This window comes from Prauserella marina, from assembly GCF_002240355.1.
In the GTDB taxonomy this organism is placed as follows: Bacteria; Actinomycetota; Actinomycetes; order Mycobacteriales; family Pseudonocardiaceae; genus Prauserella_A; species Prauserella_A marina.
Genome location: NZ_CP016353.1, coordinates 4,008,968 through 4,023,318 on the forward strand (window position 1 = coordinate 4,008,968; position 14,351 = coordinate 4,023,318).

Annotated in this window: 13 protein-coding genes; 9 read left to right on the forward strand and 4 right to left on the reverse strand. The window is 67.6% G+C overall.

Features of this window, described 5'->3' with window-relative positions; genetic code table 11:
• Positions 1-510: 510 nt before the first annotated feature.
• The 9 genes from BAY61_RS18795 (at position 511) to BAY61_RS18840 (ending at position 9,982) form a co-directional block, all read left to right on the forward strand.
• Positions 511-2,256, forward strand: coding sequence for a hypothetical protein (locus BAY61_RS18795; RefSeq protein ID WP_091808461.1), 1,746 nt, complete (start codon positions 511-513; stop codon positions 2,254-2,256).
• Positions 2,253-2,999: an IclR family transcriptional regulator gene (locus tag BAY61_RS33005; protein WP_170140161.1), complete on the forward strand. Its 747-nt coding sequence runs from the start codon at positions 2,253-2,255 to the stop codon at positions 2,997-2,999. The genes BAY61_RS18795 and BAY61_RS33005 overlap by 4 nt, the downstream gene beginning before the upstream one ends.
• Positions 2,996-3,673 carry a hypothetical protein gene (locus BAY61_RS18810; RefSeq protein WP_091808457.1) on the forward strand — a complete coding sequence of 226 codons (678 nt, stop codon included), beginning with the start codon at positions 2,996-2,998 and terminating at the stop codon, positions 3,671-3,673. The genes BAY61_RS33005 and BAY61_RS18810 overlap by 4 nt, the downstream gene beginning before the upstream one ends.
• 17 nt (positions 3,674-3,690) lie before the next feature.
• Complete coding sequence (locus BAY61_RS18815; RefSeq protein ID WP_091808455.1) at positions 3,691-4,689, forward strand: dipeptidase; 999 nt, start codon at positions 3,691-3,693, stop codon at positions 4,687-4,689.
• A 4-nt stretch (positions 4,690-4,693) separates the two neighbouring features.
• Positions 4,694-5,524 (forward strand): ABC transporter ATP-binding protein, encoded by an 831-nt coding sequence (locus BAY61_RS18820; protein WP_091808453.1) that lies wholly within the window; start codon positions 4,694-4,696, stop codon positions 5,522-5,524.
• Entirely contained in the window at positions 5,524-6,336 is an 813-nt protein-coding gene (locus BAY61_RS18825) for an ABC transporter permease (RefSeq protein WP_091808451.1), read from the forward strand. The genes BAY61_RS18820 and BAY61_RS18825 overlap by 1 nt, the downstream gene beginning before the upstream one ends.
• A 30-nt stretch (positions 6,337-6,366) precedes the next feature.
• The gene (locus tag BAY61_RS18830; RefSeq protein ID WP_091808449.1) at positions 6,367-7,464 is read left to right on the forward strand and encodes an ABC transporter substrate-binding protein; all 1,098 of its coding nucleotides are present in this window, start codon (positions 6,367-6,369) and stop codon (positions 7,462-7,464) included.
• Positions 7,465-7,592: 128 nt separating this feature from the next.
• Positions 7,593-9,221: an Eco57I restriction-modification methylase domain-containing protein gene (locus tag BAY61_RS18835; protein ID WP_211323539.1), complete on the forward strand. Its 1,629-nt coding sequence runs from the start codon at positions 7,593-7,595 to the stop codon at positions 9,219-9,221.
• An 11-nt stretch (positions 9,222-9,232) separates the two neighbouring features.
• Positions 9,233-9,982, forward strand: coding sequence for a PaeR7I family type II restriction endonuclease (locus tag BAY61_RS18840; RefSeq protein ID WP_091808445.1), 750 nt, complete (start codon positions 9,233-9,235; stop codon positions 9,980-9,982).
• Here BAY61_RS18840 and BAY61_RS18845 read toward each other — a convergent pair.
• The 4 genes from BAY61_RS18845 to BAY61_RS18860 are packed head-to-tail and all read right to left on the reverse strand — an operon-like array spanning position 9,933 to position 14,347.
• Entirely contained in the window at positions 9,933-11,831 is a 1,899-nt protein-coding gene (locus tag BAY61_RS18845; protein ID WP_091808560.1) for a bifunctional sugar phosphate isomerase/epimerase/4-hydroxyphenylpyruvate dioxygenase family protein, read from the reverse strand. The genes BAY61_RS18840 and BAY61_RS18845 overlap by 50 nt on opposite strands.
• A gap of 14 nt (positions 11,832-11,845) precedes the next feature.
• Positions 11,846-12,877, reverse strand: coding sequence for a Gfo/Idh/MocA family protein (locus BAY61_RS18850; RefSeq protein WP_091808558.1), 1,032 nt, complete (start codon positions 12,875-12,877; stop codon positions 11,846-11,848).
• Positions 12,874-13,308: a type II 3-dehydroquinate dehydratase gene (gene aroQ / locus BAY61_RS18855; RefSeq protein WP_091808443.1), complete on the reverse strand. Its 435-nt coding sequence runs from the start codon at positions 13,306-13,308 to the stop codon at positions 12,874-12,876. Before aroQ ends, BAY61_RS18850 begins: the two co-directional genes overlap by 4 nt.
• A gap of 16 nt (positions 13,309-13,324) precedes the next feature.
• Positions 13,325-14,347, reverse strand: a complete 1,023-nt coding sequence (locus tag BAY61_RS18860; RefSeq protein WP_091808441.1) for a DctP family TRAP transporter solute-binding subunit — start codon at positions 14,345-14,347, stop codon at positions 13,325-13,327.
• Positions 14,348-14,351: the final 4 nt, after the last annotated feature.

Genomic DNA, 14,351 nt, shown 5'->3' on the forward strand with positions numbered 1-14,351 from the left:
GAGCTGGTGCAGGCCGCCGTAGGCCAGCTCGGAGTCGGACTCGACGCCCGCTCCGCGAACCACCTGCATGCCGCCCTCGGTTTCGGCCAGCGACACGGCGTAGTCGAGAAGAACCGATTTCCCCATGCCCGCAGCGCCCCGCAGCCCCAGCGCGCCGCCGCGTTCGTCGCGCGCATTCGTCAGCAGCCGTTGAATCCTGGCTTGCTCGACGTCCCTTCCCACCAGCGACATGCGGCCACCCTAGTACGGCGCCGGCAGCCGGATCGTGATCTTGGCTGGTGAACGGCCGAAATCCGCCGATACTTCCACGAGGCCGCCGTTCGCGAAAACGCGGCCACCGTCTCTTCCGGTCGTCACGGCAAAAGAAACTCGTTCAGCAATTCGCGAACCGGTTACGACCGGATCAACTGCGCGCGAAAGTCTTGTGCCGGGATCCGCGAGCACATAGTGTCATTCAAAAGCGAACGCTGTCAAGATATTCATGACAACATCGAAATGAAGGTTGGGTGGATGCGTACTGCTGGCAGACCCGCCCGGGCGGCCACGGCGGACGGGCTCGCGTTCCGCGATCCCTCGGAGCTGATGCAGCCGCGGCGACTCGCGGCCATGCAGCCGACCCGGCTCAGCGCGAGCCGGTCATTGATCGAGAAGATGACCAGGGAACGCTGGAACATCGAACTGTCCACGATGGACGTAACGGACGCCGGCGACGGTGTCGCGGTGTACCGAGTGGACACCGGAAGCGACGTGTTCTCCTTTGCCGCCTTCAGTTCCGAGCCGAGGATGGTCGACCGCACGCCGCGCATCATCGGCCAGAGCTGGGACATGGTGGGCGCGCTCTGGGAGGGTGAGGCCGACGCCGGGCGAATCGAGCAGACCCGTCGCGAACTGCCGAAGCTCTACGCCGGACGCGCCGCTGCGGGAACTCTCGTCTGGTGCCGCTCCAACCGGAGTCTTCGCGCGTTCGAGCACACCGTCCGCGCGCTCGCCGACGGTCGCCAGCCCGACCTGGACGTACTCAGGGACATCGGCTATCTCATGCGCAACACCGGACTCGACGCGAACGGCACGTTCGGCACCCGCACGTTCATCTCCTACGGCGACCGCCACCCGCTGCGCGTGCCCTATCACGCCCAGATGCTCACCGCCTACCTCATGCGCGAGTTCAGCGCCGACCTGTGCGAACGCCTCGCGCGAGGCGTCTCGTCGCGAGCCGTGCCGCTCGCGCCGGAGTACCGGCGTTATCTGGGGCTGGGCAACGGCTCCGCGCTCGGGCTCGTGCTCTTCGTCGCCAACCACCCCCGCCTCGTCGACCGCTGGCTCACCCTGCGCGAGAGGGCGCTGCTGGCCGCGCGCGAACTGGACCCGCCTCGGGGGGACCCTCGCTACGACACCCTGCTCGGTCTGCTGGCGCGTGCGATCACCTACCGGCGCCAGGATCCCATGACCTACAACGTCTTTCCCGCCAGTGACCAGGTCGCCGCGGAACTGAACCATGTCCGCGACCTCGTCCACCGGCTTCGTGAAGGGGAACGCTTCGCGGGGCCCGAGGTGCCCGCATTCGAGCAGCTGCGCAGGGAACTCGCCGGCACGGTCACCGCCGAGACCGAGGAGACGCTCGACGCGGTGCTGATCGAGTTCGTACCGGAAGAGTGCGTGCGGCTCACCGAAGAACTGCTCGTGGACGAGCAACTGGTGCGCGAGCCCGGCATGACCATCGGCGAGTTGCGTACCGTGCTCGACGAGCAGTACCGGTGGGCACTGGAACTGCCCATCGCGGACGAGCGCGACCGCAGGCGCATCTGGTACAAGTCACGCTCCTCGGAGGAGCCCAGGTCCGGCCCGCGCGAGGAGGTCCCCGGAGGGTTCGACCTCTCCGTCGACGTCCCGGGCCTCGCGCGAGCCCTGCGCACGAAGCTGGACAACTACGACCCGGGTCACCGGGTGGGCCGGTTCCTCTTCGACAACCCCGAACAGCTCGCTGCCGTCGAACGCTTCCAGGCACTGCGGGACAACCCCTGCGCACAGCCCTATGTGGACGCTCTGGACGTGGATTTCGTGCCAGCCAGGCTGATCCGGCTCATGAACGGCGCACTGTACGGATTGGACCGGACGAAGGACTATCTCAACCGGACCCTGCGCGGCCTGATCTTCCAGGGCGCCCCCACCCGCCAGGACATCGCGGGCGGAAACGACGACGTCTGGTGGTGGCCTGCGGAGCCCGGCACCAGAGGAACCGAAGGAGACCGCGCGTGAGCGAGGAGAACAAGCCGCGCACCCAGCCGCTGTCCACCACGCTGAAGAGCCTCGGCGTACTGGAGATCGTCGCCCAGGCGCAGCGCTCGGTGCGAGTGTCCGAACTGGCCCGTGAGCTGGGCTGGTCGCGGGCCGCCGTGCACCAGCAGCTGGTGACGCTGACCGCCGCGGGGTGGATGGAGCAAACCGACGACGGCACATACCGCCTCACTCTGCGCGCCGCGTGGGTCGGGCAGTCGGCACTGCGGCAGGCCGGGCTCGCCGACCGCGTGCTGCCCGCGATGGAACGACTCGTCGAGGAGATCCGCGAGGCCGTCTCGCTCGCCATCCTCGAACGGGACACCGCCACGATCATCCAGCGCCTCGAACCCGGCCGCACCCTACAGGTCGATTTGCGAGCCGAGGCACAGATGCCGCTGGGCCGCAGCGCCTCAGGAAAGGTGCTCATGGCGTGGGCCACCGAGCGTCAGCTCACCGACCTGCGCGAGCGCGGCGTGGAGGTGCCAGCCGACGACGACCTCGGCGCGATCCGCGAGGCGGGTTACGCCACGTCCAGTGGGCGCTGGCTCGACGGCGTCACCGGCATCGCCGCACCCGTGTTCGACGTGCACGGCGGCTGCGTCGGCGCCCTGAGCCTGGCCGGTCCGGCCAGCAGGCTCGACGTCGAGAAGGCCACGACGGCCTTGCTGCGGCGGGCCGAGGAGATCAACGAGGTCCTTTCCGGCAAGGGCGGTACGCGATGAGCGCCGGGACCCTGCGGGTGAGCCTGCGCGAGACACGTCTGGTCACCGAACGCATCGTGATGCTGCTGGGCGTCCCCAAGGGCGCGTGGCCAGCCGTGCGGGAGGCCGTCGTCGCGGCCGAGGCCCTTGGGCTGGAAGGGCTGGCCTTCCTCGACGGGCGCGCGCCAGGCGGCTGGGTCACCCCGGAGATCACCGGCGAGGACGGGCCCCTGATCACCGTGGCCGCACCGGGAGCCCCAGCGCCGTTCGCCCTGCCGGCGCTGCTCGACCTCGCGGTCGCGACGCTCGCCGAGCACGGTACCGCGGTGGTGACCGTGACCGGCCTGACCGACACCGCGCTGCTGCGCGCGGCCGGCCCGCTCGGCGCGCGACTCGGCGCGCACGTGCGAGTGAGCGGCACGGAAGGTGCCCCGGTGCTGGAGACGTCCGGCTCCACCACGGCGATACCGGCCGGGTCACGCGCCGCCATGGCGGGCGGCGAGCACCTGCTGGAGGCCGCGCTACACGGGCTCGCCGTGCCGGCCGCGCTGTGGTGGCGCCTCTACCACCGTTCCAACGAGGCGCTGACCGAGGACACCCCGCTGTCCCGCAACCACGCCGGCGCGGCGCTGCTCACCGGCGGCGAGGGCCTTACCGAAACCGATCCGGACTACGTGGCCGAAGCCGCGTCCTGAGCGAGGAGGAGAACGAAGTGCACTACGTCGACGGACTCGAATGCAGCGAGTTCGACCGCGAGGTCTTCACCGAACTGCGCGAGGGCGGACTCGCCTGCGTGACAGTGACGTGCGGGTACTGGGGCGACGCGCTGGAGTCGATGGACTCGCTCGCGGCCTGGCGCCAGCTGGAGCACGACAACGCCGACCTGATCGGCATCGCGCGCACCGCCGCCGACATCGAGAAGATCGCCGCCGACGGCAGGACCGCGATCCTGCTCGGCTTCCAGAACAGCGCCTTCCTGGCGGGCCGGATCCGGTTCGTGGAGCTGTTCGCCGACCTCGGCGTGCGCGTCGCGCAGCTGACCTACAACATCCAGAACGACATCGGCGCCAGCTGTTACGAGGACCCCGACAGCGGGCTCACCCGCTTCGGCAGGGAGACGGTGGCCGAGATGAACCGCGTGGGCATGGCCATCGACCTCTCCCACGTAGGAGAACGCACCAGCATCGAGGCGATCGAGCACTCGGTAAAACCCGTGGCCGTCACGCACGCCAACGCCGCGTCGCTCGTTCCTCACCGCCGCAACAAATCCGACGATGTCCTCAAAGGACTCGCCGCACGCGGCGGCGTGCTCGGCGTCTCGGGCTACCGCAACATCTCCGGTCCCTACGCCGAAAGCATCGACACGTGGGCCGAGATGGTCGCGCGGACCGTGGACCTCATCGGGATCGAGCACGTCGGCATCGGTACCGACCTCGGCCGCAAGGTGACGTTCGAGCACTTGCAGTGGATGCGGCAGGGCCGGTGGAGCGCGCAGCCGCAGTACGGAGCGGGCTCCGCGACCAACCCTGGCAAGCAGCCACCGCTGCCGTGGTTCCCCGACACCCGCGCGTTCCCCGCCAAGGAGGAGGCACTGCGACGCCACGGGTTCGACGAGCCGTCGGTCGCCGCCGTGATGGGCGGCAACTGGATGCGCTTCTACGCCGACGTGCTGCCAGAGAGCGGCAACGAAAAGCCCAGCCGAGAGGAGTGAGCCGATGGCCACCCGCACACTGGCGGACGCGCCCGCGCGCACCACCGCCGCGCCCTCCGCCATCACGGCCCGAGCCGTGTCCAAGACGTTCGAGGGCAAGGGCAAGCTCGTCCACGCTCTGTCCGAAGTGGACTTGGAGATCGAAGCAGGCCAGTTCGTCTCGCTGATCGGGCCCAGCGGCTGCGGCAAGTCCACGCTGCTGAAGATGATCGCGGGACTGCTCAATCCGTCCACGGGCATTGTCGCCATCGACGGCGACACGGTCACCGAGCCGCTGCCGCAGACCGGGGTCGCGTTCCAGAAACCCACGCTACTGCGCTGGCGCAGCGTGCTCGACAACATCTGCCTGCCGCTCGACATCGACGGCACCCGCGACGCCGAGGGCGAGGCGCGAGCGGTCGAGTTGTTGGGACTGATGGGGCTCGCCGGGTTCGAAAAGCACCACCCCAAGGAGCTTTCCGGCGGCATGGAGCAGCGAGTCGCGATCGCGCGATCGCTCATCACGCAGCCGTCGCTGCTGTTGATGGACGAGCCGTTCGGTGCGCTCGACGAGTTCACCCGCGAAGACCTCAACGACGAGTTGCTGCGGGTGTGGCAGCACGAACCGAAGACCGTCGTGTTCGTCACCCACAGCATCTCCGAGGCGGTGTTCCTGTCGGACCGCGTCGTGGTGATGAGCGCCCGGCCAGGCCGCATCCACGCGAACATCCCGGTGGAGCTGCCGCGCCCGCGCGAGCGCGCGTTGCGCAACAGTCCCGAGTTCTACGAGGCGATCCGGCACGCGCGCGCGGTGCTCGACGACGCGCGCGTCGTCGAGCCGGGAGGTGCGCGCTGATGGCCACCCAGCTCGCCTCTCCCGTCACGGACGAGACGGTCAAGCCGACCCGTCCTCGCGGCGGCCCCGGGATGAAGTCGGCGGTGCTCGCCGTGCTGATCTTCGTCGCCATCATCACCACGTGGCATGTGCTCGCCACCTCCGGCGCGGTGTCGCCGCTGCTGCTCGCCCCGCCAGGTGAGGTGCTCGCGGCGCTCGGTCAGATGATCTCCGACGGCACCCTATGGCCACACCTGTCGGCGACCGTGCAGGAGACCATTTTCGGCTTCGTGCTTGCCGTGGTCGCCGCACTGGTGGTGGGTTCGGCGTTCGCGTTCTCGCCGATCCTGCGCAACGCCGTTTACCCCTACATTCTCGTCTCGCAAACGTTCCCGAAGGTCGCCATCGCCCCGTTGATCGTCGCGATCTTCGGTTACGACCTCGCGCCGAAAGTGGTGCTGGCAGCGCTGCTGGCGTTTTTCCCAGTACTCACCAACACGATCGCGGGTCTCACCGAGGTGAGCGACGACGAGGTGAACCTCTTCCGGTCGCTGCGGGCGAGCAAGTGGCAGGAACTGCGCTACCTGCGCATTCCCAACGCGCTCGCGTTCATCTTCCCCGCACTCAACAGCGCGGCCGTGCTGGCGTTGATCGGTGCCATCGTCGGCGAGTTCGTCGCCTCGCGCGCCGGCATCGGCTACGCCATCCAGCAGTTCACCACCACCGGTGAAGTGGCCGCCACCTACGCGGCGCTCATCGTGCTGTCCATCTTCGGCCTGACGATGTACGGCGTCCTCACCCTGACCGAGCGCCTCGTGCGCCGCAACCGCTGACCTCCCGTACCCCGTCCTTATGGAGAACCGATGACCGGCAACATCCCGCGCAGGCGGCTACTCGGCCTTGCCACGGCGGCGCTGACCGTCACCACGCTTGCCGCCTGCGGCACCACCGGCGCGCAGGGCGGCGACAACCTGATCTTCGCCGTCGCCGACAAGTCCCTCACCGCCACCACCGCGTCCTACACGTCGGTTCCGCTGCGGGCAGGATACTTCGCCGACGAAAATCTCGACGTCACCATCCAGCCCGTCGACACGGCGCTCTCCGCCGTGCAGTCGGTGGCCACCGAGCAGTCGTTCATGACGTACGCGTCGATGAACGCCGTGGTGTCCGCCGCGGGAAAGGACGACGGGCTCGCGGTGGTGGGCTTCACCAACGGCAACATCTTCCGGGTGGCCGTACCGCAGGACAGTCCGATCAGGACGGTGCAGGACCTCAAGGGAAAGACGATCGGCGCGAGCACTCTCACGTCGATCAGCAACCTCTACGCCAAGGGCGTGCTCGCGCGGGCCGGTCTCGACCCCGAGGCCGACGCCCAGTACCTGCCCGTCGGCTACGGCGCGCAGGCGGCGGAGGCGTTACGCGGCGACGAGGTCCAGGCATACGCGGGCTACGACGGGCCCAACGTCGTGATCGGCGACCTGCTCGGGACGCCGCTGCGTGAACTGGAAACGCCCCTCAACGACCTCACCGGCACCTCGGCACTCGTAGTGCGCAAGGAGAGCATCGAGAACGAGCCGGAGCGCGTGGTCGGCATGGTGCGGGCGTTCTTCAAGGCGATGGTGTTCGCCCAGGAGAGTCCCCAGTCGGCGATCGACATGCACTGGGCGGAGTTCCCGCAGTCCAGGCCCGCCGCGACCGACGAGAACGTGGCGCGGGAGCAGGCCGTGAAGATCCTCGGCATGCGGCTCGACGTCACGGGCGGGCCCGGGCCCTCGGGTAAGTACGGCGTGCAGGACATGCCCGCCATGCAGGGCACGGTCGACGAACTCGCCCGCTACGACATGGTGGACCAGGCCGTGGACCTCGACGCGACCGGCCTGGTCGACTACAGCCTCGCCGACCGCTACAACGACTTCGACGTCGAGGCGGTCAAGCAGGAGGCGGCGAACTGGAAGGGCTGAGGCCGCCCGCACGGTGGACACCGGTCGAGCGCCCCAATACCCGGAGCCACGACTCGAGGTCGATATTGTCTCGAGTCGTGGTTACCCGCGAGCTGTTCGGCCTCGACGCCCTCCACCTGCCCGAGTCGTTGCAGGAGGCGATCGAGCACGGTGAGGTGTTCACGCGCCGTTGGGTAGTCGAGTCGATCCTCGATCTGGTCGGGTACACGCCCGACCTGGATCTGGCCGACACGGTCATCGTAGAACCGGCCAGCGGCGCGGGTGCCTTCCTGGGGCCGATCGCGGAGCGCCTGAGCGCGTCCTGCCGAAAGCACGGCCGTTCGCTGCTCGACGCCGCTCACGCGATCGAAGCGTTCGATCTGCTCGAGCAGAACGTGGAACGAAGCCGCGAACTCGTCACGGAGCGCTTACTCGCCGATGGCTGGGAGTCATCCGAGGTCGCCAAGGTCGTACGCGGCTGGATCGGGCAGGGAGACTACCTGCTCACGGATCACGCCGACGGCACAGCCGACTTCGTGGTCGGGAACCCGCCGTACATTCGACTGGAAGACGTGCCCGACGCGCGGATGAGTGCTTACCGCGCGAACTGCCCGACCATGGGAGGCCGCGCGGACATCTACGTCGGCTTCTACGAAGTCGGTTTGCGCAGCCTCAAGCCGGGCGGCCGGCTCGGATTCATCTGCGCCGACCGCTGGATGCGCAACCAGTACGGACGCAACCTCCGCGAGCTCGTGGCCAGCCGGTACAGCATGGACCTGGTGCTGGTCATGCACGATGTCGACGCCTTCAAGGAGCAGGTGTCGGCGTACCCGGCCATCACGATCATCAGCAACCGGCCGCAAGGCGAGGCCATCGCGGCCGACACCACCCGAACCTTCGGCCCCGAGCAGGCCAAGACGTTCCTCACTTGGACGGCGAGACCGGAACAGCCGCAGGTCAACGAACCGTCTTACCACGCGGCCCGCCTGCCGCACTGGTTCGCGGGAGACGACTCCTGGCCCGCGGCTTCGCCGGCGCGACTTGCCATGCTCGAAGACCTCAGCGACCGGTTCCGGCCGCTTGCGGACGAGGCGACAGGCACTCGGGTCGGCATCGGTGTGGCGACAGGCGCCGACAAGGTCTTCGTCGTGCGGAGAGAAGACGCGGACGTGGAGGATGATCGTCTCCTCCCCATGGCGATGGTGCGCGACACCAGGACCGGTGTGATCGACTGGCACGGCACCTATCTGGTGAACCCCTGGAGCTCGAACGGGAACCTCGTCAACCTCGCCGACTATCCACGCATGGCGGGCTACTTCGCGCGGTACAGCGCCGAACTGCGCAAACGCTACGTCGCGGTCAAGCAACCCGATCGCTGGTACAAGACGATCGACAAGGTCGACCACCGACTGACGGCAAGGCCAAAGCTTCTGTTCCCGGACATGAAGCTGACCATTCACCCCGTGCTCGACGAGGGTGGCCTGTACCCGCATCACAACCTGTACTTCATCGTCTCCGACGTATGGGATCTTCGGGTGCTCGGCGGCCTGCTGCTGTCGAAGGTCGCTGAGGCTTTCGTCTCCGCCTACGCCGTCAAGATGCGTGGTGGCACCCTCCGCTTCCAAGCCCAGTACCTCCGCAGAATTCGCGTGCCTGACCCCGTGGAAATCAGCGAGCACGACCGTGCCGCTCTGGCGGACGCGTTTGACCGGCGCGATGCGCGGGCCGCGACCACTGCCGCCCTGAGCGCCTACGGACTCACTGATTTGCCTGAATAGGAGAGGTAGTCGTGACGGTCACGCGCCAGGACTTCGAAGACGCCGTTGCCGCGTACTGGGGGGCGAAGCAGACTCAGAACGAGCTGTCGAAGATCAAGGACAAAGTGGGTGCAGGCACCGCGGGTTCGGTTCGAGGCGGAAGGCATTTCGACAGCATCGCCGCGCTGATTGCCAAGTTCTTTCTTGAGGCCGGCTATCCGGCGGAGGACATTCGAGTCAGCAAGGGCCAGCGACTTGAGCTGCCCGGCTACTACCGTCCGCAAAAACAGTGGGACCTGGTGGTCGCGCACGAGAATACTCTGGTGGCCGCGTTCGAGCTGAAGGCGCTCGGCGGCCCTTCGTTCGGCAACAACTACAACAACCGAGTGGAAGAAGCCCTCGGCAGTGCCGTCGACCTGCGAAGGGCAGTGCTGGAGAAGCTGTTCCCCGGCGAGAAGCCGTGGCTCGGATACTTTTTCATCATGGAAGACGGGCCTGGCTCACGGGCGCCGGTCAGAATCGAAAAGGGGGCATTCCCAGTCGAGGACATCTGGCACGGAAGCTCGTATCAGAAGCGTTTTTCGGTGTTCTGCGAACGCCTCATGGAGGAGCGGATTTACGACTCGATCTGCTATGTGACGTCCTCCGCCGCTGCCCCCACACCGGTCGAGCCGCTCGAAAGTCTCGACTGGAGGCACTTCTCCGCGTCGATCAATTCACGCATCAGTTTCCTCAAGGAGCTTGGCCTTCCGAAGGAAGACGGCGGGATGCTTCCCCGGTAGGTGATCGAACGGCGCGGTGGGCGGTCATGCGGACCGGAGCGTTCACCGCGCCGTAGCCGGAATACCCACCGGCCCGTTGTACGATCTCCAGGAAGATCCGGTCACCAAAAACCTCGGTGTGGAAATGGTAGTACTCCCCCACCCCGTCACGGTCGTAGAGCACCTGACATTCCCGCATGGCCGCCAGTACCTCCGGATCGAGCTCCAGCCGCGCGCCCAGATCGTCGTAATAATTGTCCGGAATGGACAGTAGAGGCGCGCCACGAGCACGCATCGCGCGAGCGCTCGCGAAGATGTCGCCAGTGGCCATCGCCAGGTGCTGAGGATCCGGAACGCCTGGCGCCCAGTCGCCCCGGCGCAGGACCGTGCCGTGCAGCGCGATCCGGACCCGGCCGGCGGGTTCGGTCACCGCACGCCCCCGCACCAAGCCGAACGGCGCGGCGAACTCACTGTCGTGCCGGGGATCCAGCCCGAGCACCGCACGGTAGAACAGCGTGGCCTCGTCGAAGTAGTCGAACGGTTGCGCGAGCGCCACGTGGTCGATGTGCGTCACAGCGGTCGGCGCGTCGGACGCGGTGCCGGTGAGGATGAAGTCGCTGAGCCAGCCCGTTCCTTCGGCTCCGGTGCGGCAGAAGAAGATTTCCGTCCCGTCCGGAGCGGCGACCGCCGTGAGATCGGCCTCGGCGGGACCGCGAGCGCGCGGCAATGCCGGAGCAAGCAGCGCCTCGGCCCGGCGAGCCGAGGCTGCCGGGTCCGCGGTCTCCACGGCGATGGCACTGACCGCGGTGGCCTGCTCGCCGCCGGAATTGAGCAGGATACGAGCATCGCCCAGCTGCCAGAGCTGAACCGGCTTGGACCGGTGCTCACCGATGTGCGCGAACCCCATCGCGGCCAGCGCTCGCGCCAGCCGCGGACCGGAATCGGCGTCCACGGCGAGCTCGGTGAAGGCGAATCCGGACAGCTCGGGCGCCGGTGCAGGACGAGCGAGCTCGATTCGTTCCCGTTGCCGCACCTCGGGTTGCCGCCCGAGTGCCTCTTCCAAGGCGATCAGCGAACGCATCGCGTCGACGGCGGCCCGGTCCGGAGCGGACTGGCGGAAGACGTCGTTGAACACTTCGAGCGAGAGCGGGCCGCGGTAACCGGTGGCGAGCACCGCGGTGGTGAACGTGGCGAGGTCGAAGGATCCCTGCCCCGGGAACAGCCGGTGGTGCCTGCTCCATTGCAGCACGTCCATGTCCAGGCGCGGCGCGTCGGCGAGTTGCAGGAAGAACAGCTTCTCGCCGGGGACGGTGGCGATTCCGGCCGGGTCGGTCTTCCCGTTTCCGTTGTCCGCACGGGAAAGTACGTGAAAACTGTCCACACAGAGACCCAGTGCCGGATGGTCACCTCGCCTGACGATGTCCCAGGAATGCTCCCAGGTATTGACGAACCGTCCCCAGGCCAGCGCCTCGTAGGCGATCCGCATACCGCGCCGCGCGGCATGCTCGGCGAGTGTGTGCAGCTGTTCAGCGGCGAGATCGTCGTCGTCCACGGTGTCGGGAGCCACCGAGGAGCACACCAGAATCGTGTCCACGCCGAGCCGCTCCATCAACTCGAACTTGCGCTCGGCCCGCCGCAGGTTACGGCGCATGCTGTCCGGTTCCGCACCCTCGAAGTCCCGGAACGGCTGGTAAAGATCGATCGAAAGGCCGAGACCGGCGCAGTGTCGCCGCACTCGTTCCGCTGACCACGGCGCGGCGATGAAGTCGTTCTCGAAGATCTCGACCCCGTTGAACCCTGCCGCCGCTGCCGCGTTCAGTTTGTCCTCCAGCGTGCCCGACAGGCACACCGTCGCGATCGCCCTGTGCATGCTCCTCACCTCCATCACCCGACGGTCACGAGTCCACCCGTGCGTGCCGCCTCAACGACGGCGCGGGCAGCTCGCAATGTCCGCAACCCTTCTCGCCCGTCGACCAGCGGCCGGGCCTCGCCCCCGACGACGGCACAAAAATGGTCCAGCTGCCGGGCAAGCGGGTCGTGCTCCGGAGCGGGCACCACCGTCGTCCGGAATGGTTCTCGCCAGGAACGCTTACCTCGGAAGACCTGTAGCCGCATGGTCGGGATGGCCAGCGACCCGTGCGTGCCTGCCAGCAGGTAACAATCCTCGCCGGCGTAGCTGGGGTAACCGGCGTCCTCCCTGGACGTCTGTTCCCAGCTCCGCGATGAGGCCGCCGTGTCGGACAACAGAAAGGTGCCCAGTACCCCCGAGTCGAACCGGAGGGTGAGCGCCGCGGTGTCCTCGACGGCGAACCGTCGGACCGCGCTGGACGTGATGGCTTGCACGCTGACGACGTCACCGCACAGCGCGCGCAGGCTGTCGATGTCGTGGATCAGGTTGATCAGGATCGGGCCGCCGCCGGGTTCGCTACGCCAGGAGCCGCTTTCGAAGTAGTCGTCCGGCTTGTAGAACAACGCGCAGCCCTGCACCGCGACCAGTCTGCCGAGCTCGCCGCGACACACGATGTCCTGGGCTGCCGCGAGGATCGGACTGTGCCTGCGGTGGTGCCCGACCAGCAGCGGAACCCCCTCGGCCTCGGCCGTCGCGACCATCGCCGCGCCTGCCGCGACGGTGTCGGCGAGCGGTTTCTCGACCAGCACCGGTATCCCGGCCTCGACGCAGCACAGAACGTGCTCGGCATGGCACCGGTTCGGCGAGGCGACGACGACCGCGTCCGGCCTGGCCGAGGTCAGCATGTCCGGCAGTTCCGCGTAACCGGGCACCCCACTCCTCTCCCGCGCGGCCGGATCGGAGTCCACAACGGACACCAGCTCGCAGCCGGGGTGTCGCCGCACCAGGTCGATGTGCCTGCGCCCGATGAGACCGGCGCCCACAACCGCGATCCGGACCCGGCTCACGGAGTGGCCCGCGCGGCCAGCCATCGCAGAGCGAGGGCATATCCGGCGACGCCACAGCCCACGATCGTCGCCGTGGCCACGGGCGAGATGTAGGAATGCGCTCGAAACGGTTCCCGCGCGTGCACGTTGGTGATGTGCACCTCGACAAGCGGCCCGGTGAGCATGGCACACGCGTCGCGCAACGCCACCGACGTGTGTGTCCACGCGCCCGGGGTCAGCACCACCGCGGCCCCGTCGCCGGATGCTTCGTGCACCCAGCCAAGCATCTCGTGCTCCGTGTCGGTCTGCCGCACATCCACGTCGAGGTTCAGTTCGGTCGCCAGTGCCCGGCTGGATTCGGCGAGCGCGGCATGGGTGGTGCTGCCGTACTTGCCGGGCTCCCTGCGGCCGAGCCGTCCCAGATTGGGTCCATTGAGGATGCGGACCTGCACGTCATGTCCTTTCCGGCTACTTGGCGAACTCGCGAACCTGTTGGTACAGCGTCAGTTGTTCACCGGAGAGCGTGCGGTTGAAATAGTCCTCCGCACGCGTGGCGAACGCATCGCGATCGACGTCCTCGACGACTGTCGGTCCGTTGTTCTCGCGCCACTCGCCGAGTACCTTTTCTTCCTCGTCCTCCATGCACGTGCGGTTCTCGACCCTGGTCTGCCGCACAGCGGTCGTGAGCGCTTGTTGCTGCTCGGCCGAAAGCTTCCGCCAGCTGTTTTCGTTGACCACGATCAACTGGGAACCGGTCTGGTGGCCGGAAAGGCTGACGTGGCTCTGCACCTCGTCGAAGCTCATCTCCGCGATCGTGGCGATGGGGTTTTCCTGGCCGTCGATGATGCCCTGCTGGAGGCCGAGGTACACCTCCTCGAAGGCCACCGCCGTGGCGCTGGCGCCCACGGCCTTGGCGTTCTCAAGATAGATCGGCGAGTCCGCGTAGCGCATTCGCAGCCCTTGCAGATCGGCCGGTTCGCGGATCGGCTTGTTGGCCGAGAAGTGCCGCATTCCGAAGTACCAGGCGTCGAGGATGCGGGTTCCGGTCTCCCGCGCGAAGTTCTCCTTCAGCTCGGTTGCCCCTGGGCTGTCGAAGAACTGGAAGAGGTGGTCGGCATCGTCGAAGGCATAGGCCATGTCGAGCACGCCGACCGGGGCGTAGCTGGCCGCCAGCGCTGAGGAGCCCTGGACGTCCATGTCGACGTCGCCGGAGACGACGGACGTGAACCGCGCCGCGTCGCCACCGAGCTGGCTGTTGGGAAAGGTTTCGATGGTGACGCCGTTGTCCTGCTCGTTGATCTTGTCGGCGACGGCCTGGATACCGCACCGGGTGTGCGGATGGTTGGTGGTGTAACTGTTGGCAAACGACAACGTCACGGTGCCATCGCCACCATCGTCGCCTGCGCCACCGCCCATGGCGGTGCATCCGGTCGCGAACAGAAGCGCGACCGGTATGAGTGCCAGTTTCGGATGCGGGTTCCTGGTCGGCATCGTT

What these genes read in the sequence shown, in the direction of transcription:
- BAY61_RS18795 (WP_091808461.1), top strand. Translation starts at nt 511, where the DNA reads ATGCGTACTGCTGGCAGACCCGCCCGGGCGGCCACGGCGGACGGGCTC.
- BAY61_RS18810 (WP_091808457.1), top strand. Translation starts at nt 2,996, where the DNA reads ATGAGCGCCGGGACCCTGCGGGTGAGCCTGCGCGAGACACGTCTGGTC.
- BAY61_RS18820 (WP_091808453.1), top strand. Translation starts at nt 4,694, where the DNA reads ATGGCCACCCGCACACTGGCGGACGCGCCCGCGCGCACCACCGCCGCG.
- BAY61_RS18825 (WP_091808451.1), top strand. Translation starts at nt 5,524, where the DNA reads ATGGCCACCCAGCTCGCCTCTCCCGTCACGGACGAGACGGTCAAGCCG.
- BAY61_RS18830 (WP_091808449.1), top strand. Translation starts at nt 6,367, where the DNA reads ATGACCGGCAACATCCCGCGCAGGCGGCTACTCGGCCTTGCCACGGCG.
- BAY61_RS18845 (WP_091808560.1), bottom strand. Translation starts at nt 11,831, where the DNA reads ATGCACAGGGCGATCGCGACGGTGTGCCTGTCGGGCACGCTGGAGGAC.
- BAY61_RS18860 (WP_091808441.1), bottom strand. Translation starts at nt 14,347, where the DNA reads ATGCCGACCAGGAACCCGCATCCGAAACTGGCACTCATACCGGTCGCG.